This is a genomic window from Nitrobacter winogradskyi, from assembly GCF_006539545.1.
Classification (GTDB): domain Bacteria; phylum Pseudomonadota; class Alphaproteobacteria; order Rhizobiales; family Xanthobacteraceae; genus Nitrobacter; species Nitrobacter winogradskyi_A.
In genome coordinates, this window is sequence record NZ_BJNF01000072.1 from 35,605 (window position 1) to 57,412 (window position 21,808).

General features: G+C 64.1%; 20 protein-coding genes and 1 tRNA gene. 6 read left to right on the plus strand and 15 right to left on the minus strand.

All coding sequences use genetic code 11. The annotated features are described in order from the left end of the window. Window positions 1–23 precede the first annotated feature (23 nt). Together rpoN and NWI01_RS13110 are read right to left on the minus strand one after the other, a co-directional pair. On the minus strand, window positions 24–1,661 hold the full coding sequence (gene rpoN, locus NWI01_RS13105) for an RNA polymerase factor sigma-54 (protein ID WP_141384263.1): 1,638 nt from the start codon (window positions 1,659–1,661) through the stop codon (window positions 24–26). Between the two features lie 213 nt (window positions 1,662–1,874). Beyond that, complete coding sequence (locus tag NWI01_RS13110) at window positions 1,875–2,255, minus strand: DNA-directed RNA polymerase subunit N (RefSeq protein ID WP_141384264.1); 381 nt, start codon at window positions 2,253–2,255, stop codon at window positions 1,875–1,877. 35 nt (window positions 2,256–2,290) lie between these two features. Between NWI01_RS13110 and NWI01_RS13115 the strand changes: the two genes are divergently transcribed. Continuing rightward, entirely contained in the window at window positions 2,291–2,704 is a 414-nt protein-coding gene (locus NWI01_RS13115) for a hypothetical protein (RefSeq protein ID WP_244613754.1), read from the plus strand. Window positions 2,705–2,761: 57 nt separating this feature from the next. Here NWI01_RS13115 and lptB read toward each other — a convergent pair whose 3' ends face one another. The 4 genes from lptB to NWI01_RS13135 form a co-directional block, all read right to left on the minus strand. Further along, window positions 2,762–3,766 carry an LPS export ABC transporter ATP-binding protein gene (lptB, locus tag NWI01_RS13120; RefSeq protein ID WP_141384265.1) on the minus strand — a complete coding sequence of 335 codons (1,005 nt, stop codon included), beginning with the start codon at window positions 3,764–3,766 and terminating at the stop codon, window positions 2,762–2,764. Between the two features lie 166 nt (window positions 3,767–3,932). Further along, window positions 3,933–4,610 carry an LptA/OstA family protein gene (locus tag NWI01_RS13125; RefSeq protein ID WP_141384266.1) on the minus strand — a complete coding sequence of 226 codons (678 nt, stop codon included), beginning with the start codon at window positions 4,608–4,610 and terminating at the stop codon, window positions 3,933–3,935. Next, window positions 4,607–5,299: an LPS export ABC transporter periplasmic protein LptC gene (gene lptC, locus NWI01_RS13130; protein ID WP_141384267.1), complete on the minus strand. Its 693-nt coding sequence runs from the start codon at window positions 5,297–5,299 to the stop codon at window positions 4,607–4,609. The genes NWI01_RS13125 and lptC overlap by 4 nt, the downstream gene beginning before the upstream one ends. A gap of 208 nt (window positions 5,300–5,507) precedes the next feature. Further along, on the minus strand, window positions 5,508–6,128 hold the full coding sequence (locus NWI01_RS13135) for a ribonuclease D (protein ID WP_141384268.1): 621 nt from the start codon (window positions 6,126–6,128) through the stop codon (window positions 5,508–5,510). A 410-nt stretch (window positions 6,129–6,538) separates the two neighbouring features. On the opposite strand from NWI01_RS13135, the gene NWI01_RS13140 reads away from it, so the two are divergent. Next, window positions 6,539–7,354, plus strand: a complete 816-nt coding sequence (locus NWI01_RS13140) for an NYN domain-containing protein (RefSeq protein WP_141384269.1) — start codon at window positions 6,539–6,541, stop codon at window positions 7,352–7,354. 66 nt (window positions 7,355–7,420) lie between these two features. Further along, a complete protein-coding gene (locus NWI01_RS13145) occupies window positions 7,421–7,780 on the plus strand; it encodes a hypothetical protein (RefSeq protein ID WP_141384270.1) in 360 nt (119 codons plus the stop codon). A 165-nt stretch (window positions 7,781–7,945) separates the two neighbouring features. On the opposite strand, the gene NWI01_RS13150 is transcribed toward NWI01_RS13145, so the two are convergent. Continuing rightward, window positions 7,946–8,518, minus strand: coding sequence for a tetratricopeptide repeat protein (locus NWI01_RS13150; protein ID WP_141384271.1), 573 nt, complete (start codon window positions 8,516–8,518; stop codon window positions 7,946–7,948). A 187-nt stretch (window positions 8,519–8,705) separates the two neighbouring features. Further along, window positions 8,706–8,792, minus strand: a tRNA-Leu gene (locus NWI01_RS13155). Window positions 8,793–8,943: 151 nt separating this feature from the next. Between NWI01_RS13155 and NWI01_RS13160 the strand changes: the two genes are divergently transcribed. Next, window positions 8,944–9,912 (plus strand): complex I NDUFA9 subunit family protein, encoded by a 969-nt coding sequence (locus NWI01_RS13160; RefSeq protein WP_141384272.1) that lies wholly within the window; start codon window positions 8,944–8,946, stop codon window positions 9,910–9,912. A gap of 19 nt (window positions 9,913–9,931) precedes the next feature. Here NWI01_RS13160 and NWI01_RS13165 read toward each other — a convergent pair whose 3' ends face one another. Continuing rightward, window positions 9,932–10,738: an undecaprenyl-diphosphate phosphatase gene (locus NWI01_RS13165; RefSeq protein WP_141384273.1), complete on the minus strand. Its 807-nt coding sequence runs from the start codon at window positions 10,736–10,738 to the stop codon at window positions 9,932–9,934. 264 nt (window positions 10,739–11,002) lie between these two features. Here NWI01_RS13165 and NWI01_RS13170 point away from each other — a divergent pair, with 264 nt between their 5' ends. Then, window positions 11,003–11,695, plus strand: a complete 693-nt coding sequence (locus tag NWI01_RS13170) for a glutathione S-transferase family protein (RefSeq protein ID WP_141384274.1) — start codon at window positions 11,003–11,005, stop codon at window positions 11,693–11,695. Between the two features lie 43 nt (window positions 11,696–11,738). On the opposite strand, the gene panE is transcribed toward NWI01_RS13170, so the two are convergent. The 3 genes from panE to ggt form a co-directional block, all read right to left on the minus strand. Continuing rightward, window positions 11,739–12,659 carry a 2-dehydropantoate 2-reductase gene (gene panE / locus NWI01_RS13175; RefSeq protein WP_141384275.1) on the minus strand — a complete coding sequence of 307 codons (921 nt, stop codon included), beginning with the start codon at window positions 12,657–12,659 and terminating at the stop codon, window positions 11,739–11,741. An 85-nt stretch (window positions 12,660–12,744) separates the two neighbouring features. Continuing rightward, entirely contained in the window at window positions 12,745–14,094 is a 1,350-nt protein-coding gene (locus NWI01_RS13180) for an MATE family efflux transporter (RefSeq protein WP_141384276.1), read from the minus strand. 44 nt (window positions 14,095–14,138) lie between these two features. After that, window positions 14,139–15,848 (minus strand): gamma-glutamyltransferase, encoded by a 1,710-nt coding sequence (gene ggt / locus NWI01_RS13185; protein WP_244613757.1) that lies wholly within the window; start codon window positions 15,846–15,848, stop codon window positions 14,139–14,141. Window positions 15,849–16,015: 167 nt separating this feature from the next. On the opposite strand from ggt, the gene NWI01_RS13190 reads away from it, so the two are divergent. Then, the gene (locus NWI01_RS13190; protein ID WP_141384295.1) at window positions 16,016–17,404 is read left to right on the plus strand and encodes an MFS transporter; all 1,389 of its coding nucleotides are present in this window, start codon (window positions 16,016–16,018) and stop codon (window positions 17,402–17,404) included. A gap of 143 nt (window positions 17,405–17,547) precedes the next feature. Here the strand turns inward: NWI01_RS13190 and NWI01_RS13195 are convergent, their stop codons facing one another. The 3 genes from NWI01_RS13195 to NWI01_RS13205 all read right to left on the minus strand — a co-directional run bounded on the left by NWI01_RS13195 (window position 17,548) and on the right by NWI01_RS13205 (window position 21,750). Then, the gene (locus NWI01_RS13195) at window positions 17,548–18,207 is read right to left on the minus strand and encodes a c-type cytochrome (protein WP_141384278.1); all 660 of its coding nucleotides are present in this window, start codon (window positions 18,205–18,207) and stop codon (window positions 17,548–17,550) included. A gap of 93 nt (window positions 18,208–18,300) precedes the next feature. Continuing rightward, on the minus strand, window positions 18,301–19,893 hold the full coding sequence (purH, locus tag NWI01_RS13200) for a bifunctional phosphoribosylaminoimidazolecarboxamide formyltransferase/IMP cyclohydrolase (protein WP_141384279.1): 1,593 nt from the start codon (window positions 19,891–19,893) through the stop codon (window positions 18,301–18,303). A 102-nt stretch (window positions 19,894–19,995) separates the two neighbouring features. Beyond that, window positions 19,996–21,750, minus strand: a complete 1,755-nt coding sequence (locus tag NWI01_RS13205; protein ID WP_141384280.1) for a heparinase II/III family protein — start codon at window positions 21,748–21,750, stop codon at window positions 19,996–19,998. Window positions 21,751–21,808 lie beyond the last annotated feature (58 nt).

A 21,808-nucleotide genomic window follows, 5' to 3' on the forward strand; every position in this document is an offset into this window, starting at 1 on the left:
TATCGGGTGTCGCGGGTGCGCAATCAAGCCGGTGCGGCATCGCGCGGGCGGTTCGGCGGCGTCCCGGTCTCCGTCCGCGCGCCGCCGGGCAGATTCTGCTTTTCGCGGCGGCGCTGCACCGAGGAAGGGATTCGCAGCGCTTCGCGATATTTCGCCACCGTGCGGCGTGCGATATCAATTCCGGCCTCGCGCAGCCGTTCCACGATGGTGTCGTCGGATAGAATCGCCGACGGCGATTCGGCATCGATCAGCCGCTTGATGTGGTGCCGGACCGCTTCCGCCGAGTGGGCGGAGCCGCCGTCGGCCGCGGCGATCGAGGCCGTGAAGAAGTATTTCAATTCGAAGATGCCGCGATTCGTCGCCATGTACTTGTTGGCGGTGACGCGGGACACGGTGGATTCATGCATCTGGATCGCATCCGCCACGGTCCTGAGATTGAGCGGTCTCAAATGGGCGATGCCGTGCGCGAAAAAGCCGTCCTGCTGCCGCACGATCTCGGTCGCCACCTTGAGAATGGTGCGGGCGCGCTGATCGAGCGCGCGGACCAGCCAGGTCGCGTTTTGCAGACAGTCCGTGAAATAGGTTTTGTCGCCGTCCTTGCGGATCGTCTTCGACAATTCGGCATAATAGGTGTGGTTGACCAGCACGCGCGGCAGCGTCTCGCTGTTGAGTTCCACGAGCCAGCCGCCGTCCGGGCCGGGACGCACATACACGTCCGGCACCACCGACTGCGTGCGCGCGGCGCCGAACCGCAAGCCCGGCTTGGGATCGAGATGACGGATTTCACCGATCATCTCGGCGAGGTCTTCATCGTCGACGCCGCAGATCCTGCGCAGGGCCGCGAAGTCGCGCCTCGCCAGCAGCTCGAGATGCTCGACCAGCGCCTGCATCGCCGGATCGTAGCGGTTCTTCTCGCGCAACTGGATCGCAAGGCATTCGCTCAGGCTGCGGGCGCAGATGCCGGGCGGATCGAATGTCTGCAACACCGCGACAGCGGCCGCCACGTCGCTTTCGTTGGCGCCGAGCCTGTCGCCGGCTTCGCCGAGGTCGGCCGGCAGGTAACCGGCCTCATCGACGAGATCGATCAGATACCGTCCGATCATGCGCTGCGCCGGCGACGTGAGAGCCACCGCAAGCTGTTCGGCGAGATGTTCACTGAGCGTTATCTCCGCCGCGACGAAAGCTTCGAGATTGTAGCTGTCATCGCTCGAGGCGCCGCCTCCCCATTCCGTGAACGCGCTCGGCGCGGCATCCTGCGCGGTCCGCGCCGCGGCCTCGGCCGGTTCTTCCGGAAAAACATTCTCCAGACCGCTGTCGAAGGTCTGCTCGATCTCCGCACGGCTGCCGAGATCGCGGTTCATCCATTCGTCGGGCGTGGGCGGATCCTGACCGCCGGTGCGCTCGTCCCCGCCGCCGGGGGCCTCGAACGCCGCTTCGTCGCCTTCTGAATATTCAGCACCGCTTGCGGCCGATGCTTCGGCGGCCGGCGGGTCAGGGTCGTCGCCGGCGCGCTCCAGCAACGGATTCCGTTCCAGTTCCTCCTCGACATATACTGAGAGGTCCAGATTAGACAGTTGCAGCAGCTTGATCGCCTGCATCAGCTGCGGCGTCATCACCAGCGACTGGGACTGTCGAAATTCGAGTTTCTGCGTCAGCGCCATGCCAGCATCGGTCCAACGGTCCGATTCTTGCTTAGCTTTTCTGCGGACGGATGTACACGCTTGACGGCGACGAATCCGGTTTCCGGCAATAACCGGCCCGGCCGGGACCCGCGTGAGCAACCGCGTCAGATCAAAATCTGAGAGGCTCGCTTCCAATGAATCACGCATTTTCCTGCGGCGAACCGGTCATCCACTTCGCCGGAAAATGCTCCACTAATCCAAGGCTTGCACCGGAGGTATGGATGGCCTGGGATGAACCGAATGCGGTTCGGCGGCCGTCGCTGCCGCCGGTGCCGCGTTCCGGCTTGCCGTCTGCGCATCGGGTGTGCGGCGGCTGCCGTTCGCAGTCGTTCGCGACCGATGCGATCGTTTGGAGGATTGCCGTTGCCTGGCCGATGAACGGCGCAGGCCCCACGAACGCGCGATCGATGGCCCTGCGGTATAACCGACCACCGCGCCTGCGACCGCGCCGACAGGACCCAGCACCACCGCGCCCGACAGCGCGCCGAGCGCCGCGCTGCCGGCCCGCTCCTGCGCCATCGCCGCCGACGATAGCAACGCCAGCGACGCAACCACGGCAATGACTGTCTTCATTTCACGCTCCCCGTTTCGCCGACGAGAAACGAAGAATGCGGCGAGACCGGGGTCTTGCCGCCACCGACATACCCAGGGAACCTCCCAATTCGGCCATCGGCACGGTTCAGCTTGGGCGGATTCTCGCCGGCTGCCCGGCGCGAATCACACGAGGAAAACGTCATATGCTCAAGACCGGCCTTATAGCGGTTGCCGCCGCGGGCTTTCTTCTCGCGCTCCCCGCGTCCGCCGCGGACTTCTTCTTCACGGAGGAGGCCCCGCAGATGATTTGCGACGACGACGGGAACTGCCATCACGCGCACCCGCCGCGTTTCGCCGAGCGCTGGCAGGACGACGAGGGTGGCGATGACGCCTATGAGCGCCCCGACTACCGTTCCGGCTATCATGCGCCGCCCAGCGGATTCTACCGCCACGACGGCCCGGTGCCGGGCGATGGCGACCCCTGGTGAGATTTCGAATCGCACACCGCGCCGCAGGAGCCAGGCAGAAAACGTTTGCCGCCTGCTCTAAAGCCGGAATTCCTCGCCCAGATACAGACGCCGCACGTCGGGATCGTTGACGATCGCCTCGGGGCTGCCCTCGGTCAGGATTTCGCCCGCATAGACGATGTAGGCGCGGTCGGTCAGGCCGAGCGTTTCACGGACGTTATGGTCGGTGATCAGCACGCCGATGCCGCGATTGGTCAGATGGCGCACGAGATCCTGAATATCACCGACCGCGATCGGATCGATGCCGGCGAAAGGTTCATCCAGCAGCATGTAGTTCGGACGCGTCGCCAGCGCGCGCGCGATTTCCACGCGCCGCCGCTCGCCGCCGGACAGCGCAATCGATGGCGATTTGCGCAGGCGCGTGATGTTGAATTCCTCAAGCAGCGCATCGAGCTCGGCTTCGCGTTTTTTCTTGCTGGGCTCGACGACCTCGAGCACGGCACGGATGTTCTGCTCGACGGTGAGGCCACGGAAGATCGAAGCTTCCTGCGGCAGGTAGCCGATACCAAGCCGCGCCCGCTGATACATCGGCAGCCTGGTCACGTCGTGACCGTCAAGCTCGATGGCGCCGCGATCCGCCGGGATCAGGCCGGTGATCATGTAGAACACGGTGGTCTTGCCGGCGCCGTTCGGACCCAGAAGCCCGACCGCCTCGCCCCGCCGGACATAGATGCTGACGCCGCGCACCACCTGGCGGGAACCGAAACTTTTTTCCACCCCGTGGACGGCAAGATAGCCGGGACGCGTGGCCATCCGCGGCGCGGCAGCTCCGCTGGAGGCGGCGCGCGTCCGGGAAGTTTCAGGCGCCGGGCGCGCCGGAGCCCGGGATGGCGGAACAGGCTGTGGAGCCCGCGGAGCGTCGCGGCGAGACCCGCGCGCGACCGGCGGTGCGTCGCGCACCGGATGGGTCAGCATGTCGCCGATGGCGTCGCCGAGCGCCGTGATGTCCGTCCGGGTGCGCGCGATCCCCTGCGTCCCGCGTTTCTGCGGTCGTTTGCGGAATACATTGAAGATATCCACCATGGGCGCCTGTTCAGCCTCTCACGGTTGCTCGCATGCATTCCCCGGCGCGTCTGATTCGTGGTGTCACCATGTAACCGGATTCTAACATTCGCATCCCATTTCAACGAACTTTCTTGCGAGTGTCAGGATCGGAGGACCGCCCTCAGAGTGGCGGGACACCACGATGCTACTTGGGTTTTTTGGGGGCAAGGGGGATGGCCGGCCCTGGGGAAGCACAATCCTGATCGCCCTGGATGAAAAGACCCTGGACCCTGCCGCTATTGGATTCCACTCGCGAGACCCCGGTGGTCATGTCGACCAGAAGGCGGTCCCCCCGCAACACATTCTTGCACTGGCTCAAGACGACCTTGCCCTGCATCGTGATCAGATTGGTCGTGGTATCGAACACGGCGGTATCGCCTGTGACGACCTGATCCTTCTGGGTCACAACCACGTTGCCCTTCGCCTCGAGCCGCTTGATCGAGGACGCGCCCGAGGGCGCCGGCGCCGCCGTGGCGGGTTTTTTCTTCGACGGCGCGCCGCCCTTGGCCGTATCGCTGCTCTGATAATAGACGACGAGAGTCTTTGACGTCATCGTGGTGTCGCCCTGCACCACCTTGACGTTGCCCGAGAACGTCGCCTCCTTTTTCTTGTCGCGCATCTCCAGGCTGGCGGCTTCGATCTGAATCGGCTGATCACGATTCTGCGAAAAGCCCTGCATCGCGTTAGGGACACCCTGCATCGTGCTTTGCGCGGACGCTTCACCCGCCGCCATCAAAACGACGGCGACCAGCCCTCCGCGCAGCAGGACGGCCATGCGGGAGCCCGGCGGAAAGCAGCGAAAGCTCTGCACGGCCGAATTCATTCCTTGTCGCCGTCCGCGCCGGCGGTTGGGGGGGGACGATCCATCACCAGGTGCATGACGACATTGTTCTCGAAACGCACCACATCGCCCTTCTCGGTGACCTCCATGGTATCGGCGGTCAGCGTTCCGTTCAGCAGCTTGACATCCACCGGCTGGTCCGAGGTAACGGTGCCCCGGCCCATATCGACGATCGCATGGGTCAGCCGCGCCTCGTATCCGGTCGAAGACTGCATGAAGATATCCTTGCGCAGGTCGAGTACTTGCGTTTTCGTGTTGAACACTCCGGTGCGGGAATTCAGGGTCACCGTCGTGCGGTCCTCCATCAGCACCTTGGCGCGCAAGGTGTGCAGTTCGACATGATCGGGATCGGCGACGTCCTGCGTCGCCGTCGTGGCCTGCATCTCGTAGGGCCGCTTGTCCGGCGTGAAACCGGCAAGGCGGGGCGATTCCATCGTAATCTTGGTGCCGGAGACCACGAGATTATCCATATCGAGCGGCAGATTCGCCAGCGTACGAAAGGGGTTGAAGGTCGCAATACCGATCAGCCCGGCCATCGCCAGCCCGACCGCCGCCGGCACCGCGATCCGCAAGGTCCGCACCATGCGGCTGTGGCGGGCCGCGCGGGCAAACCTGGCTTCCAGCCCGGTTCGCACTCCGGCTTGGTAGGTGGGATTTTGAACCGGGTACACTACTGCTCCAAGGCGGCCTGTTCTGATTTATCCTACCCCGAAATGCGGGGCTTCGCAGCCCGGACATCGTGCGGCGGCACATCATGGCGCTTCCTGACCGCTTTCGACCCCGAAAGCGTGCCCCACCGGGAACGAGGAGTGTGACCGAAAGGGGGCGAAAGGTGTAACGGTCGACCACGAGGCAGCGATCATCGACGCGACTTGTGGCTTATGAGTGCGCGAAGATGTCCTCGGTTTCCCAGCCGGACAGATCGAGCATCGCCCGCGACGGCAGGAACTCGAAACACGCCTGCGCGAGCGCTGAACGATCCTCGCGCGCCAGGGTGGCCTCGAGCTTATCGCGCAAGGCGTGCAGATGCAGCACGTCGGACGCGGCGTAGGCGAGTTGTGCGTCGCTCAGGGCCGGCGATCCCCAGTCGCTCGATTGCTGCTGTTTCGACAAATCGATGTTGAGCAGTTCGCGCACGAGATCCTTTAGGCCGTGCCGATCGGTGTAGGTGCGAATCAGCCGCGAGGCGATCTTGGTGCAGTAGACCGGCTTGGGCATCACGCCGAATGCGTTGTACAGCGCGGCGAGGTCGAATCGCGCGAAGTGGAAGATCTTGACGATGGCGGGGTCTTTGAGAAGCTTGATCAGGTTCGGCGCCTCACGCTGCCCGCGCGCGATCTGGATCACGTCGGCCGAACCGTCGCCCGGCGACATCTGCACCACGCACAACCGGTCGCGGTGCGGCTTGAGCCCCATGGTCTCGGTATCGATCGCCGCCGAACCGGTGTAGCGCGCAAGATCCTGATGCGGCAGGTCGCCGCGGTGCAGGCGGATGGTCATGATGTCTCGGCCTTCATGGTGTCCTGACGTCGTCGAATCGGTGGCAGCTAAATTATCGTTGAATGACTATAACGTTTTCGAACGAAGCATGTCCTCGGGATGGGCACCGGTTCAAACGAAGAAAAGCGTTAAATCAAGATCATAAAGCCCCGCTTCTGATTCCGTCAGAAGCTGAAGCGCTCTCACATACGAGCGGCCCGATCCTTTGAAAGACCTGGATGGCCGGCGTCCGGCTCGCATCATCTCGAATGACTGATGAATACCTTCAACACGCTGGAAATGCCGGATCATTCTGCAAGATTTAGCTAACCCCAGTCCTCGTTTGTATGCACGACAACGACCCGATTTCAATAATATCAACGATAACGAGGCAAAATCGGCGGATTGCGCAGTTTGATCAAGGGTGCCGGATGAAAGCCGAACCACGACAGCGGTTGCCACGTTTCGCCGTTTTCATTGATGCTGAGAATGTTTCGCCGAAATTTGCCGACGGAATCTTCAAGAAAATCGCCCAACTGGGCAATGCGCCGGTCCGGCTCATCTATGGAAATCTCTCGAGTCCGAGCTTGAAGGGCTGGGCCAGCGTATTACCTGATCATTCGCTCGAAAGGCGCGATTCTGCGGTGAAAGGCAGGAATTCGGCGGACATGGCGATCGTCATCGACGCCATGGACCTCTTGCATGACGGCCGGATCAATGGATTTTGTCTGGTCTCGTCCGATAGCGATTTCACAGGTCTCGCTGCCCGGCTGCGGCGTGAGGGCGCGAAGGTTTATGGATTCGGCGAAAAGAAAACGCCGGACTGCTTTCAGCGAGCTTGCGATAGTTTCATCTCGCTTGAAAGTCTCCTTCCGAGAAAGCCCGCACTCAAACCCTTAGTTGTTCCGCCATCGATACCGCCCAACTCAAAAGCCCTGAAGCCGCCGAGCGCCGCCGTTCCGATCCTCGCCAAGGCGCTTTCGCAGATCGAAAGCGAGGATGGATGGGCGCTTCTCGGTCCTGTAGGGCAGCAGATACCCAAACTGTTCTCGGATTTCGATATCCGTACCTATGGCCTCAGCAAGCTCAGCAGCCTTGTCAGAAAGACAGGGGCATTCGAGATCGACGAGAACAACGGGCCGATGCGAATCCGCCGTGCAAAACGATGGAATCCGACGCCCCCAGGTCGTCAAGTCCAGGATTTGAATCAACCGGCAGGCAGTTCGGCCCGCCAAAGGTCGTCCTGATCCTTGCATAGCGGGCCTCTCAGCGATACGATTCGGATAATAGATCAGCCGGAGGCGAAAGCAGCGATGCAGGCGGACGTCAAGAAGCAGATGCTTTCCATACTGAACTTCCGGCTGCTGGCGCTGTTGGTGCCGGCGCTGGCCCTGTCGATCCTGGCGGGCATGGTGATGTATGCCCTCGGATATTTCTCGATGGTCTACGGCGAGGTGGTGCTCGTCCTGAAGATACTGATGCACCTCCTGCTGGCCGTCTGGTCGGCGTTGAAGGCGATCCTTCTGGGGATTGTCGTCTTCGGCCTTCTGCTGGTTTTTCTATCGCCGGTCCTGATCGTGTTGTGGGAATTGCGCAAGACACGAAACCTGCCGTCCGACGACTCAATCCTGCCGCCCCAACCCTCGTCCGGCGCGGCGGGGGAAACCCCGTAAAGACGCCGCACCTCAGGGTTCGGCTGCTGATCCGGCAAGGATCGGGGCTCCTAGAGCATTCGCTTCTGATAGCATCAAAGGCGGACTCTATGATTTTGATTTCACGCGTCTTTTTCAAGCGAACCGGTGTCCGCTTCGCTTGAAAAAGAACCGCCGGCGGCGCCCCTACTGGGCGCCAGGAAGGCCGGCCAGATTATCCCGTGATCGCGCGACATCGGGGTGATCGGGACCGAGCGACTTCTCCCGGATCGCCAGCGCGGTCTTATAGAGCGGCTCAGCCTCGGCGTAACGCGCTTCCGCCTTGTAGATCGAGGCCAGATTGTCCAGCGCCGATGCGACCGAGGGATGATTGGGGCCGAGCGACTTCCCGAATATCGCGATCGCCCGCTTGTAGAGCGGTTCGGCCTCGGCGTAACGACCCTGGACGCTGTACATATTAGCCAGACTGTTCAGCGACTGCACGATATCAGGATGATGCGGTCCGACGGCTTTCTTCCAGATCACCAACGCCCGCTGGTAAAGCGGCTCGGCCTCGTCATAGCGGCTCTGGAGGGTGTACAATTCGGCAAGATCGGTCAGCGCCAGCGCGACTGAGGGATGATCTAACCCGCGCGCCTTGGCGAAAATCGCCAGCGCCTGCTTGTAGAGCGGCTCGGCCTCGTCATAGCGTCCCTTTTCCCTGAAGAGTTCGGCCTGATCGTTGAGCCTCGCCGCCAGCATGATATCGGACACAGCCATGAACGATGCACTCCTGACGCATGGGTGAATAAGCAAGAAAACCGGACAACCGTATGCCACTAATCCGCGCACATTGGCAGAGGATGTTTCGGGCGGCCCAGCAAGCAACGAATGCCGACATCAATCAGTTTGCCAAACGCATCGACGATCGGGGAAATTTGGCTTCAAACAAACGTTTGAAGCCTCGTGGTGCCCAGGAAAGGACTCGAACCTTCACGGCCTTGCAGCCACTGGCACCTGAAGCCAGCGCGTCTACCAATTCCGCCACCTGGGCCCGGGCGGGTTAGTAGGCATCGAGCGCGCGCTTGTCAAATCCTTGAAGCGTTGCTCGAATGGCGGGCTGGACGGCCCGCCGGTTGACGTGCCGCGGAACGGCGGAATATCCCTTCTCCCGACCTGATACCAACGCCTTTGAGGACCACATCATGGCATCGAATTCGGACACGCTCGTCACGGTTTTCGGAGGCTCGGGCTTCCTCGGCCGATATGTGGTGCGCGCTCTCGCCAAGCGGGATTACCGCATCCGTGTCGGCGTCCGGCGGCCCGAACTGGCCGGGCATCTGCAACCGCTCGGCAAGGTCGGCCAGATCCATGCCGTCCAGGTCAATCTGCGCCATCCGGCGTCGGTCCGCGCGGCCATGCGCGGATCTGACGTGGCCGTCAACCTGGTCGGCATCCTGACCAAGAGCGGCCGGCAGACGTTCGACGCCGTGGTAGCCAAAGGCGCCGCCACCGTCGCGGAAACGGCCGCGGCCGCCGGCGCGCGCCTGGTGCACGTTTCGGCGATCGGCGCCGACCCGGCGTCAGCCTCGGCCTACGCCCGCGCCAAGGCGTCCGGAGAAAAGGCGGTCCTGGCTGCGGTGCCGTCCGCGACCATCCTGCGGCCGTCGGTGATGTTCGGTCCCGAGGACCAGTTCGCCAACCGGTTCGCCGCCCTGGCGCTGATGTCGCCCATGCTGCCGCTGATCGGCGGTGGCGCGACCAGGATGCAGCCGGTCTATGTCGGCGACGTCGCGGCCGCCGTGGCCGACGCGGTCGACGGCAGAACCAAAGCGGGCGCCGTCTATGAACTCGGCGGCCCCGAGGTGCTCTCGATGCGCGAGATCATGCAGATCATCCTGCGCGTGATCGAACGCGAGCGGATGCTGGTGCCGCTGCCGTTCGCAATTGCGCGCCTCAAAGCGATGTTCCTGCAGTTCGCGCCGGGGCCTCTGAAACTGACGCCGGACCAGGTCGCGCTGCTCAGGACCGACGCCGTCGTTTCCAACACGGCGACGGCCGCGGGCCTGACGCTGCAAGGATTGGGGATCGCGCCTGACTCGATGGAGGCCGTGGTGCCGCAATATCTCTGGCGCTTCCGCAAGGCCGGCCAGTTCGCAGCGAAGGGCGCGTGAGTTTCGCGCCCCGTCAGCTCTACCGTCCCAGCGCCAGCGCGATCAGACCGAGCGTGCCGACGATCACCCGCCACCACGCGAAGAACGTAAAGCCGTTGCGCGTGACATAGCTCAGGAACGCCTTGACCACGACGATAGCCGTGACGAACGACACCACGAAGCCGATCGCGACGGTCCCGAGATCGTCGGTCGTCATGTCGGCGTGGTTCTTGTAGAAGTCATAGGCGAAGGCGCCGGTCATGGTGGGAATCGCGAGGAAGAACGAAAATTCAGCCGCCGCGCGCTTGTCGGCGCCGAGCAACATCGCAGAGACAATGGTGGCGCCGGAGCGCGACACGCCGGGAATCATCGCGACGCATTGCGCGATTCCAATCCAGACATACATCGGCAGCGGAAACGCCGTGGCGTCGTGTTCACGCGGCCGGTGATCGAGCTGATCGACCCACATCAGCACCGCGCCGCCGACGATCAGCGAGAAACACACCACCCACGGATTGAACAACAGTTCCTTGATGTACTTGCCGGCGATCAGGCCGACGATCACCGCGGGCAGGAAGGCCGCGAGCACGCCGATGACGAAGCGCCGGTCCGCGGGATTGGAGAACATGCCGAGCGCGACCCGCCACAGTTTGGCAAAATAGATCACCACAATCGCCAGAATCGCGCCAGGCTGAATCAGCACGGTGAACGTGTCCCAGAAGTTCCCCGAACCGAGATCGAAGAAACGCTCCGCCAACAGCAGATGGCCGGTTGAGGACACCGGCAGGAATTCGGTGACGCCCTCGATGACGCCGAGAATCACGGCTCTGATCGCATCGGAAATCATGAAAATAGCCTGCTCTGAATTCTATTCGACTGCGAACGATTGGTCCTTCTCGCTTATTCGCCGCAGAGCAGCAATGCCCAAAATACATGAATGCGCCGGGAGCAGCCTCAGATTCCGTTCGGATGCTGTTTCAGCAGGCTTCGCGTGCATGGAAGGGAGGCGGCGGCTAAGGCGGATTCACCCGCTGCCCGACAGATCGGAAGCGAGTCGCCGTTAACGCTTTAGAGATACTTTCTTAAGCATCGCAAACCTATCAAGGGCGCCATGTTCACGCTGCTTCACCATCCATTCTGTCCGCAATCGCGCTTCATCCGCCTGATTCTCGGCGAGCATGGACTCGATGTCAGGCCGGTGGAAGAGCGGGTGTGGGAGCGGCGTGAGGCGTTCCTGCGACTCAACCCGGCGGGCACAACGCCGGTGCTGATCGCCGACGGCATCCCGGCGGTTCCCGGCGCCGCGATCATTGCGGACTATCTCGACGAGACCTATGGCGAACGCGTCGGCGAGCGCCGGCTGCTGCCGACCTCGATGCCCGAGCGCATCGAGGTGCGCCGTCTGATGGCGTGGTTCAACGAGAAGTTCTTCGAGGAGGTCTCCGGCCCGCTCGTGACCGAACGCATCTACAAGCGCTTCATGGCAGAGGAGATCGGCGGCGGTCCGCCCGAGACCGACGTGATGCGCGCCGCGCGGACGAACGTGCGCTATCACCTCGCCTATATCGGCTGGCTGGCGCGAACGCGCAACTATCTGGCCGGAGATCGGCTGACCTATGCCGATCTCGCCGCGGCGGCGCATCTGTCGGCGATCGATTACCTCGGCGACGTGCCATGGGCCGAGGACGAGGCGGCGAAGGCGTGGTATGCGCGGGTCAAGTCGCGGCCCTCATTCCGCCCGCTGCTGAGCGAATGGCTGGCGGGCGTGCCGGCGTCGCGCACCTATGTCGACCTGGACTTCTGAACGCGGCGGGTCTGAATGCGGTGGGCATCGCACATGCCTCGCATCACCCTCGCCGGTTCTCATACGCCTTCAAATGCGTATGGATGGTGCGGAGCTTCGGCACCGGGAGCTTCGCGGCCTCGGCGCGAGCGATGAGATCACCCATGATGTGGTCGGCTTCGACCCGCGCGCCGGTCTCGATATCGCGGAACATGGATGCGGTGAGCTGCGAGCCCGCCGCCGTCAGCATCGCGGTTGCGCCGCTCAGGAATTCTTCGCGCGGTGCATAACCTGCCGCTTTCGCGATACCGGCGGCCTCGTCCGTCAAGGCCAGAATGAAATCGCGGCCGCCGGGCGCGGCGACGATCTGGCCGATGGATGCGCGCATCACGCAGGTCGCGCCAGCGAGCGTCGCCAGAAACACCCACTTCTCCCACATGTCCTGGATGATGGCTTCGGACGGCTGCGCGCCGCACCTTGCGGCGGCGAAGGCTTCGGCGATGGCCCGGACGCGCTCGCTCGCGCCACCGTCGCGCTCGCCGAAGCGAAGCGAGTGCATCGGCGCGAGATGGACGACCTCGCGCTTCTCATTGAGAGTGACCGCGAGCGAACACAGGCCGCCGAGCACGCGCGCGCGGCCGAATGTCGCGTCGAGCGTCTCCAGGTGCCGCATCCCGTTGAGCAGCGGAATGATCACCGTCCGCGGTCCCACCGCCCGCGCGAACGCTGCGATCGCGTCTTCCAGATCGAACGCCTTGCAACTCAGCAGAACGAGATCGAATGCCCCGCTCACGCCATCGGCCTGGACCGTCGGCGGATTATCGAGCGTGAAGTCGCCGTGCGGGCTCCTGACGACAAGACCGGCGCTCGCCAGCTCAGTGGCGCGTTTGGGGCGCACCAGGAAGGTTACATCCTGACCGGCCTGTAACAGCCTGCCGCCGAAATAGCCGCCGGTCGCGCCGGCTCCGACGACGAGAATGCGCATCGATCTGCTCCCTGTTTGGCCATGCCCCAGAGCATTCTCCGGCGAAGTGGATATCCGTGCGCGCGGCAAGGCTCATCCTTCTTCGTCAGATCAGCCGCCTGATCTCCTGCTTGCGCCAGACCATCAGATAGAAGGCCATCTGCAGCGCCATCATGGCGCAGAACGCGGCCGGATAGGCGATCCAGACGCCCTCCACCCCGATCTGGCGGCTGAGCACGATGGCGACCGGCACCTCGACCACAACGATCGCGAGAATCGACAGCAGCATCGGCACCATCACCGTGCCGCTCGCCCGCATGGTGGCGGCGAATACGCACGCCATGCCGAACGGGACCGTGCTCCAGAGCACGATGTACAGCAGCGTCTGCGTCACTTCGAGCACCTCCGGGCTGGTGATGAAGAGCCCGATGATGGTCCGTGAAAACACGTAGCCAAGAACGACCAGACCGCCGGTCAGCAACAGGTTGAGCCACATCGCGGTGCGCACGACCGGGCCGATCCGTTCGATCTCGCCCGCGCCGATCGCCTGCGCCGTGAAGATCGACGCGGTGATGGCGATCGAGATCGCCGGGAATTGCGCGTAGCCCAGCACCTGGTTGACAGCGCCATAGGCGGCCGTGGCGTCGGAGCCGAAGCCATTGACGATCCCGAGCAGCACGATCTCGGCGAGTGACATCACCACAAGCTGGACGGCGCTCGGAATCCCGATGCGCAGCACTTTGCCGAGCAGTTCGCGATCGAGCCGCATCGCGCGCAGCAGCACCTTATCGGGCGCCAACGGATGGTTCATCCACCGCATGTGCAGCCCGAGCCACAGCAGCGTCACCACCGCCGAGATCGCGGACGCGATCGCGGCGCTGACCACGCCGAACTGGGGCAATCCAAACCATCCACGGATGAGCGCCGGCGTCACGATGAGCCCCATCGCCGTCGAGATCGCAAGCGCCCACAACGGCGTGACCGTGTCGCCGACGCCACGCATCATCGCGGTCGCGAGCAGGAACGTGAAGATCGCCGGCATGGTGATCATCATGATGCGGGCATAGTCCGTCGCATCGTCGAGAATGTTGGATGGCACGGCCAGCGCCATCATCAGCTCGCGTGCGAACAGTCCCCCGCCGACCGCGATGACGCCGCCGCCGAGCAATGTCAGGGCAAGCGTGGTCCCCGCGATCGCCTTCGCCTTGCCGGCATCACGCGCGCCCCACGCCTGGCCGATCAGCATCGACGAACCCGCGCCGAGTCCAAGGATGAAGGAGAGGAAGAAGAACATCACCGGAAAGAAGATGGAGACGGCGGCGAGCGCATCGACGCCGATCATCTGGCCGAGATAGATGCCGTTGACGGTGCCGAACAGCGACTGGAGGACGTTGCTCAGCATCATCGGCATCAGGAAGAGGACATACGCCCGCCACAGCGGTTGCGTGGTCATCATGATCGAATCCTTGTGGAGGCTCAGTGCCCGCGCAGGTCACCACCTCAATATCCGGCGGCGCTTGACCCGCGGGTCCGCGGATCCGGCGCACCGAACAAGCCATCCGGGGTGATGGCGATGGAGTTGGCCGAGGTCTGTCCCATCGGGATAACGACGGTGTGGCCTCGCGCCCTCAATTCCGCGATGACGTCATCGGGAAATCCTTGTTCGGCGCGGACTTCATCCGGCAGCCACTGATGATGCAGCCGCGGCGCGTGAACCGCGGCGGCGATGTTCATATCGTAATCGAGCACGTTGACGATCACCTGAAGCACGGTGGAGACGATGCGGCTGCCGCCGGGCGATCCCGTCGCCAGCACCGGCTTGCCGTCCTTCAGAACGATGGTCGGCGTCATCGAGGACAGCGGCCGCTTGCCGGGACCGGGCAGGTTGGCCTCGAATCCGACCAGTCCGAAGGCGTTCGCCGCGCCGGGCGCCGCGGTGAAATCGTCAAGCTCGTTGTTGAGCAGGACGCCGGTGCCCTCCGCCACCAGTCCGACGCCGTAGCTGAAGTTCAGCGTATAGGTGTTGCTGACGACGTTGCCGAAGGCGTCGGCCACGGAAAAATGCGTGGTGTTGTCTCCCTCGCGTGGCGGCGGGAACACGGCGGCCGCGGGCGTCGCGTGCGCCATATCGATCGAGGCGCGCTGTTTCGCGGCATAGTCCTTCGCGAGCAGGGTTTCGATCGGGGCTTTGGTAAAAGCGGGATCGCCAAGAAAGCGCGCGCGATCTGCATAGGCGCGCTTCATCGCCTCGATCAGCACATGCAGCGAATCCGGCGATCCCTGATGCAGGTCGCGCATCGGGAAGCCTTCGAGGATGTTCAGCGATTCGAGGAGCACGGTGCCGCCAGACGAGGATAGCGGCATCGAGATGATGTCATAGCCCCGATACCTGCCCCGCACCGGCTCCCGGATCAGCGGCCGATAGGACTTGAGGTCCTCAAGCGTCATGATTCCGCCGGCCCCGCCGATCCCCTTCACCAGCTTCGAGGCCACCGGACCTTCATAGAAGCCTTGCGGCCCCTGCCCGGCGATCGCGGTCAGGGTCGCGGCCAGATCGGCCTGGACCAGCCGATCGCCCTCGCGCAAGACGGCGCCGTCGGGACGCGCGAAAATCTTCATCGAGGACGGCCAGCGCGCAAGACGGTCATGCGACCCCGACAACGTGTCGGCGCTGTCGTCGGCGACCGTGATCCCCTCGCGCGCCAGCGTAATCGCAGGCTGAAGAAGGCGGGCAAGAGTGAACCTGCCGGAGCCGTACCTGTCGAGCGCCAGCGCTAGTCCCGCGACGGTGCCGGGCACGCCGATGCCGAGCGCGGAATCCCGCGACTTCGCCGGGTCCGGCTTGCCGTCGGCGCCGAGGAAGATGTCGCGTCCGGTCGCGCCTGGCGCGGTCTCGCGATAGTCGATGGCGATGTCACGGTTGGAATCGGACAGGTGAATCAGCATGAACCCGCCGCCGCCGATGTTTCCGGCGCGCGGATAGGTGACCGCTAGGGCGAAACCGGTCGCGACCGCCGCATCGACGGCGTTGCCGCCCTGCGCGAGTACGTCCGCGCCGATCCTGGCCGCGAGCCGCTCCTGCGCCACCACCATGCCGTGTTTGGCGGCGACCGGACGAATCGCGTCGGAGATCGCTGCCGGGACCGCGCCGCGCGCATCCTGCGCGAAGGCGGGCGACGACAACGGCGCCCATGCGACGATCACGCCCATCGCAAACAGGGAAAATATATACCGGCGTAGCTCGCGGCGGATCATCCATTGGTCCCGTATCTGGAGGATTCGTTGTCGTTAACGGGAACGATGCTATAGGATTTGAGGCGCAGGGTCAGACTCCTCACGCGATTCGACGAAACATATCGAGCATGAACATATCGGGCATGGCGGTGACGACAGCCTTACCGGCGGACGGCGCGGAACCCGGAGAGCGCTATGCCTCTCGCGCCGCCATCAATAGCTGGATCATGTTCGACTGGGCGGCGCAGCCCTATTTCACGCTGATCACGACCTTCGTGTTCGCGCCGTACTTCGCTACTTTCGTGGCGGCGACGCCGGCCGAGGGGCAATCGCTGTGGGGATTTGCGACCGGCTCCGCCGGCCTCGTGATCGCGCTCGCCTCGCCCGTGCTGGGCGCCATCGCCGACGCCAGCGGCCGGCGCAAACCGTGGATCGCGGCCTTCGGCGCGCTGCTGGTGATCGGCTCCAGCCTGATGTGGCTCGGCAAGCCCGGCGACGCCGGCGTGATCCTGCCGCTGCTGATCGCCTACGGCATCGCCACCATCGGCGTCGAATTCGCCACCGTGTTCAACAACGCAATGATGCCGTCGCTGGTGCCGCCGCACAGGATCGGCCGCCTGTCGGGGACCGGATGGGCCACCGGCTATGTCGGCGGCATCCTCAGCCTGATCCTGGTGTTGGGTTTCCTCGCCGCCAATCCGGCCACCGGCAAGACGCTGTTCGGCCTGACGCCGTTGTTCGGTCTCGATCCCGCCACCCACGAGGGCGATCGCATCACCGGTCCGCTGACGGGCCTCTGGTTCGTCGTCTTCGTCCTGCCGATGTTCCTGCTGACGCCGGATCTTCCGGCGAAACGCTCGGTGCGGATGGCGCTCCGCGAAGGACTAATCGAGTTGCGCGGCACGCTCCGCGAACTGCCGCAGCGGCGATCGCTGGCGACCTTCCTGCTCGCCAACATGATCTACACCGACGGGCTGGTGTCGCTGTTCGCGTTCGGCGGCATCTATGCCGCGGGCACCTTCGGCTGGCACACCATCGAGATCGGAACGTTCGGGATGCTGCTGGCGATCGCCGGCGCGCTCGGCGCGTGGATCGGCGGCAAACTCGACGACCGGGTGGGGCCCAAGGCCGTCATCGCGACCAGCATGACGGTCTTGTTATTATCGATCATCATGATCCTGATGGTGGACAAGGACTCGATCCTGTTCGTGAGCGTGACGCCTCCCGTACCCGGCGGCGGCCTGTTCGCCGCACCGGCGGAGAAGGCCTATCTCATCCTCGGATGCCTGATCGGCGGCGCGGGCGGGCCGTTGCAGGCGGCCTCGCGCACGCTGCTGATCCGGATGGCGCCGAAGGATCGCATCACCCAGTTCTTCGGATTGTTCGCGCTGACCGGAAAAGTGACATCGTTCGTCGGTCCGCTGCTGATCGGCTTCATCACCGCCGTCACAGCCAGCCAGAAAGCGGGCATGGCGGTGCTGGTGCTGTTCTTCGTCGCAGGGCTTGCACTGCTGTCGCGCGTGCGGGATTAAAGCGTTTTCGAGCGAAGCATGTCCTCGGGCTTGACCCGAGGGTGGACACCGGTTCGCGTGAAGAAAACGCGTCAAATCAATATCATGGAGCTTCGCTTCTGATTCAATCAGAAGCGATCATGCTCTAGCCACCCGCATGCGGATCACGGCTTGCTGGCTTCAGGAGTCGGGGCAGGCGCTGCAATGGGCAGGCTCTCGTAATAGGCGGCGACGCTTTTGATCTGGTCGTCGCTCAGCTTGTTCGCGACATCGGCCATCACGCCACCGGGATCGTTCTTGCGGTCGCCGGCTTTCCATGACCGAAGCATTTTCTCGATATAGAGCGCCGATTGTCCCGCGAGGCGGGGAAAATCCGATCCCGCGCCGAGCCCCTCAGCACCATGGCACTGCCCACACCCCTGCAGGTCTTTCGACGGATCGCCGTTCGCGGCAAGCTCGGCTCCGGCCGCGATCACGGCTCGATCGGCGGGCGTGGTTTGGGGTTTCGGTGTCATCATGCCCGCATAGTAGCTGGCGAGCGCCTTGCTTTCGTCGTCCGACAGATCCGATGCGATCATCAGCATGATGCGGTTTCTGCGCGTGCCGTTCTTGAAACTCGCGAGCTGACGTTCAAAGTAGTCGGCATTGAGACCGGCAAGGCGTGGAATGCCTCGCACCGGCTGTCCTTCTCCGTTCAGGCCGTGACACGGCGTGCAGGATGCCGCTCTGCCGGGTGGCTTGGTGATGCCCTTGCCGTCATCCGCAAGCGCAGGCAACGACGACACGCCGACGAAGAGCAGCGCTCCGCCTATCACCGATCTCATCCGTTTGGTTCGGCTCGAAAACGCTCTAGCCTTAACTTTTTGATGGAGCATGATCTTATCCGAAAACCGGTTTCCACTTTCGGGTCCGATGCTCTAATGACGGAAATGCCTGACGCCGGTGAACACCATGGCGATGCCATGCTCGTCGGCGGCCTTGATCACTTCCTCGTCGCGCATGGAGCCGCCCGGCTGGATGACCGCGGTGGCGCCGGCTTTGATACAGGCGAGCATGCCGTCGGCGAACGGGAAGAACGCATCCGACGCCACGACCGAGCCTTTGGTCAAGGGCTCGGCGAGCTTCAGATCGCGCGCGGCATCTTCCGCCTTGCGCGCCGCGATGCGCGCGGAATCGACGCGGCTCATCTGACCCGCGCCGATGCCGACGGTGGCGAGATCCCTGGCATAGACGATGGTGTTCGACTTGACGTGCTTGGCGACGCGGAAGGCGAACCGCAGGTCGCGCATCTCGGCCTCGGTCGGCGGGCGCTTCGTCGCCACCTTCAGCGACATATCATCAATGACGGCGTTGTCACGGCCCTGCACCAGAAGCCCGCCGGCCACCGTCTTCGCGGTCAGTCCGCGCGCGCGCGGATCGGGCAGGCCGCCGGTCAGCAGCAGCCGCAGGTTCTTGCGCTTGCCGATGATGGCGATCGCTTCCTCGGTCGCATCGGGCGCGATGATGACTTCGGTGAAGATGCCGGCCACCGCATTGGCCGCGTCGGCGTCGATGGTGCGGTTGAAGGCGATGATGCCGCCATAGGCCGAGGTCTGGTCGCAGGCGAGCGCCCGGCGATAGGCCTCGGTGAGGCTTGAGCCCTCCGCGACGCCGCAAGGGTTGGCGTGCTTGATGATGACGCAGGCCGCGGTGCGCGCCGCATCGAATTCGGCGACGCACTCGTAAGCTGCATCGGTGTCGTTGATGTTGTTGTAGGATAGTTCCTTGCCCTGCAACTGCCGCGCGGTGGCCACGCCGGCGCGCCGCTCCGGCGTGCGATAGAACGCGGCCGTCTGGTGCGGATTCTCCCCGTAACGCAACGTCTGCGCGAGACGGCCGCCGACGGCGCGATAGTCGGGCGCATCGGTCTCAAGCTGCACCGCGAACCAGTTGGAGATCGCCGCATCATAGGCGGCGGTCCGGGCGTAGGCTTTCGCGGCGAGGCGCTTGCGCAAGCTCAACGTCGTCGCGCCCGCGTTGGCCTTAAGTTCGTCAAGCACGGCCTGATAATCCTGTGGTTCGACCACGACCGCGACGTCATCATGGTTTTTCGCGGCGGCACGGATCATCGCGGGGCCACCGATGTCGATATTCTCGATGCACTCCTCGTAGGCAGCATCTTTATCGACCGTTGATTCGAACGGATAGAGATTGACGACCAGCAGGTCGATCGGAGCGATGCCGTGGTCCTTCATGGCCTTCGCATGATCGGCGTGGTCGCGGATGGCGAGCAGGCCGCCATGCACCTTCGGATGCAGCGTCTTGACCCGGCCGTCCATCATTTCCGGAAAACCCGTCAGGTCGGAGACGTCGCTGACCTTCAGCCCCGCCGCCGCGATGGCCTTGGCGGTGCCGCCGGTCGAGACCAGCTCGATGCCCAGGCCGGCAAGCGCGTGGGCGAACTCGATCAGGCCGGCCTTGTCGGAAACGGAAAGCAAGGCGCGGGTCACGCGGCGGGGTCGGTCGGTCATGATCGTCGATCCTGGGGAAATCAAGGCCGCCCGTTAACATGATTTCGCAGCGCATGAAACCGGCGTTGTCCGATGTGCAGGCGCCTGCCACGGAATGCGCGCCTACAGCGGCAATTCAGGCTCGCGCCGCGCCTGACGGCGGGCATTGGTGGCCGCGGCCGAGGTGGCCGAACGCACGAAGCCCCAGCGCACCCGGGAGACTTCCCGCGCATTCTGGTAGATCACGATCTGCACGGTGCGCCGCGGACCGTCGTTGCCGGCGAGAAAAACGCTGTCCTCGAGCTCGACCCGGTCTTGAGTCGCCTCGAACGTCCAGACCTCGCGGTTCGGAAGAACCAGCATCACCCCATGCGCGTCATCGAGGCGGGTGGCCTTGACGGACGGATGCAGGTGAAACCGCAGCGCGTAACGAATCTGGCTGCCTTTGATGCGGCCGCCACGGGCTGGCTCCAGCATGTCCTCGCCCTCCAGCCGCGAACCGTCATGCGCCATCGTCAGCACGCGTCGGTGGATCAGGCCAAACCGCGCGAGATAGCCGTCATGCGAAGTCGTCAGCCGCTCGCCGCCGTCGATGGTTTCGCGCAGGCTTTCGACATGGGCCGGACCACTGACGATCGGCGCCCCCTGGAGCAGCCGCTTCATCGCCGACTGTTCGACGAACTGACACGAGGACGTCTGATGGCAGACGAGCGCGGAGTGCGCGGCTGTCGAGCGCGCGAACACGCGCCACGTGTCGCGTCCGGTCGAGGACATTCCGCAGTTGGTGACGATCCGGTTCAGTCCGGAGGACAGCTCGAACGACAGGCAGCCGGCATGCGCCTCCTCGCTGAGGTTCGGCGGCGGCGGAGGCCCGGCATCGACGATCAGGATCGTCGCGCCGGCGTCGATCCGCTGGAAGCCCGTGTGCGGCATGCTGGCCATCGGTATGCCGCGGGTGTCGTCATAAGCCAGGAGCGTCGCCAGAAGGTCGGACGGCGTGCTGCTCATGCCGTTGAACAGCGCGAAGCTGCCGTCTCCGTGACGAAAGAAACGCAGCATCGGCATCATGCGATCGATGGCATTCAAGAGCGCCGACGGCGGCGCGATGTTGCGCGCGGCGAAGGTCTGCCGCAGCGGGAGCAAGTCGATCAGCAGTTCGATCAGCGCGCCGGGATTGCGCGAGACATGACCGCCGTCGGGCAGGATTTGCCGCCGCAGCTCCTCGGAGAGCTTGCGGGTCGCGCCGCGGATGGTGCGAGCCTGGTTGGCAAGGCACAGTGAGGCGTAACACAACGCGATCACGACCTGCAGCCGTGACACCCCGTCAGGAGCGTCGTGCAGACCAAACCGCAGCAGGCGGATGTCACGGGCAAGCGCGCGCAGATAACGGCGATAGAATTTTCCATCCGCGTCGCCGAGCACGAGCGGGGCCTGAGACAGCAGCGAGATCACGCGCCGCGACATGACGTCGGCGCGCCGGCCCGCAGGCCGCCTGCGCGCCGGATTCGAGATCCAGTCCTCCACCAGCGATCGCGCATTGGCGCGGGTGATCGCGGTGTCGGCGGCGCGCAGATGCCGCAGCCAGCCAAAGCCTAGCAGGGCGGCTTCCCAGTCCTCGGACGGCGGTTCGAGGTCGAAGACCGAGCGGGAATGACAGGTGACGATCTTGCCCGCGAACACGAAGCGGCCGGCATAGATCTCGGCGGCGCGGGTGGCGTCGGCCGTCCGAAGGTCGTGCGGCGCGATGGTCAGGCGGTCGGCGCGGCCGGGCCATAGCCGCGAAAGCGCCGCAGGCCCGTCGCCGGCGCGCGCCATCGTCCGGCGCGCGAAACGGCTGACGACCAGAGCTGAAATGCGTCTGCGATGAGCGACCGACACGCGCGCCTTCGATGTGGGGATTGCAGCGAATCCCTTTGCGGAGATGAGGACTGAATCC

Bases quoted from the DNA above. Each gene is read 5' to 3' on its own strand.
- rpoN (WP_141384263.1), bottom strand. From the start codon at position 1,661: ATGGCGCTGACGCAGAAACTCGAATTTCGACAGTCCCAGTCGCTGGTG.
- NWI01_RS13110 (WP_141384264.1), bottom strand. From the start codon at position 2,255: ATGAAGACAGTCATTGCCGTGGTTGCGTCGCTGGCGTTGCTATCGTCG.
- NWI01_RS13115 (WP_244613754.1), top strand. From the start codon at position 2,291: ATGCGGCGAGACCGGGGTCTTGCCGCCACCGACATACCCAGGGAACCT.
- lptB (WP_141384265.1), bottom strand. From the start codon at position 3,766: ATGGTGGATATCTTCAATGTATTCCGCAAACGACCGCAGAAACGCGGG.
- NWI01_RS13125 (WP_141384266.1), bottom strand. From the start codon at position 4,610: ATGAATTCGGCCGTGCAGAGCTTTCGCTGCTTTCCGCCGGGCTCCCGC.
- NWI01_RS13135 (WP_141384268.1), bottom strand. From the start codon at position 6,128: ATGACCATCCGCCTGCACCGCGGCGACCTGCCGCATCAGGATCTTGCG.
- NWI01_RS13140 (WP_141384269.1), top strand. From the start codon at position 6,539: ATGAAAGCCGAACCACGACAGCGGTTGCCACGTTTCGCCGTTTTCATT.
- NWI01_RS13145 (WP_141384270.1), top strand. From the start codon at position 7,421: ATGCAGGCGGACGTCAAGAAGCAGATGCTTTCCATACTGAACTTCCGG.
- NWI01_RS13150 (WP_141384271.1), bottom strand. From the start codon at position 8,518: ATGGCTGTGTCCGATATCATGCTGGCGGCGAGGCTCAACGATCAGGCC.
- NWI01_RS13160 (WP_141384272.1), top strand. From the start codon at position 8,944: ATGGCATCGAATTCGGACACGCTCGTCACGGTTTTCGGAGGCTCGGGC.
- NWI01_RS13165 (WP_141384273.1), bottom strand. From the start codon at position 10,738: ATGATTTCCGATGCGATCAGAGCCGTGATTCTCGGCGTCATCGAGGGC.
- NWI01_RS13170 (WP_141384274.1), top strand. From the start codon at position 11,003: ATGTTCACGCTGCTTCACCATCCATTCTGTCCGCAATCGCGCTTCATC.
- panE (WP_141384275.1), bottom strand. From the start codon at position 12,659: ATGCGCATTCTCGTCGTCGGAGCCGGCGCGACCGGCGGCTATTTCGGC.
- NWI01_RS13180 (WP_141384276.1), bottom strand. From the start codon at position 14,094: ATGATGACCACGCAACCGCTGTGGCGGGCGTATGTCCTCTTCCTGATG.
- ggt (WP_244613757.1), bottom strand. From the start codon at position 15,848: ATGGGCGTGATCGTCGCATGGGCGCCGTTGTCGTCGCCCGCCTTCGCG.
- NWI01_RS13190 (WP_141384295.1), top strand. From the start codon at position 16,016: ATGGCGGTGACGACAGCCTTACCGGCGGACGGCGCGGAACCCGGAGAG.
- NWI01_RS13195 (WP_141384278.1), bottom strand. From the start codon at position 18,207: ATGAGATCGGTGATAGGCGGAGCGCTGCTCTTCGTCGGCGTGTCGTCG.
- purH (WP_141384279.1), bottom strand. From the start codon at position 19,893: ATGACCGACCGACCCCGCCGCGTGACCCGCGCCTTGCTTTCCGTTTCC.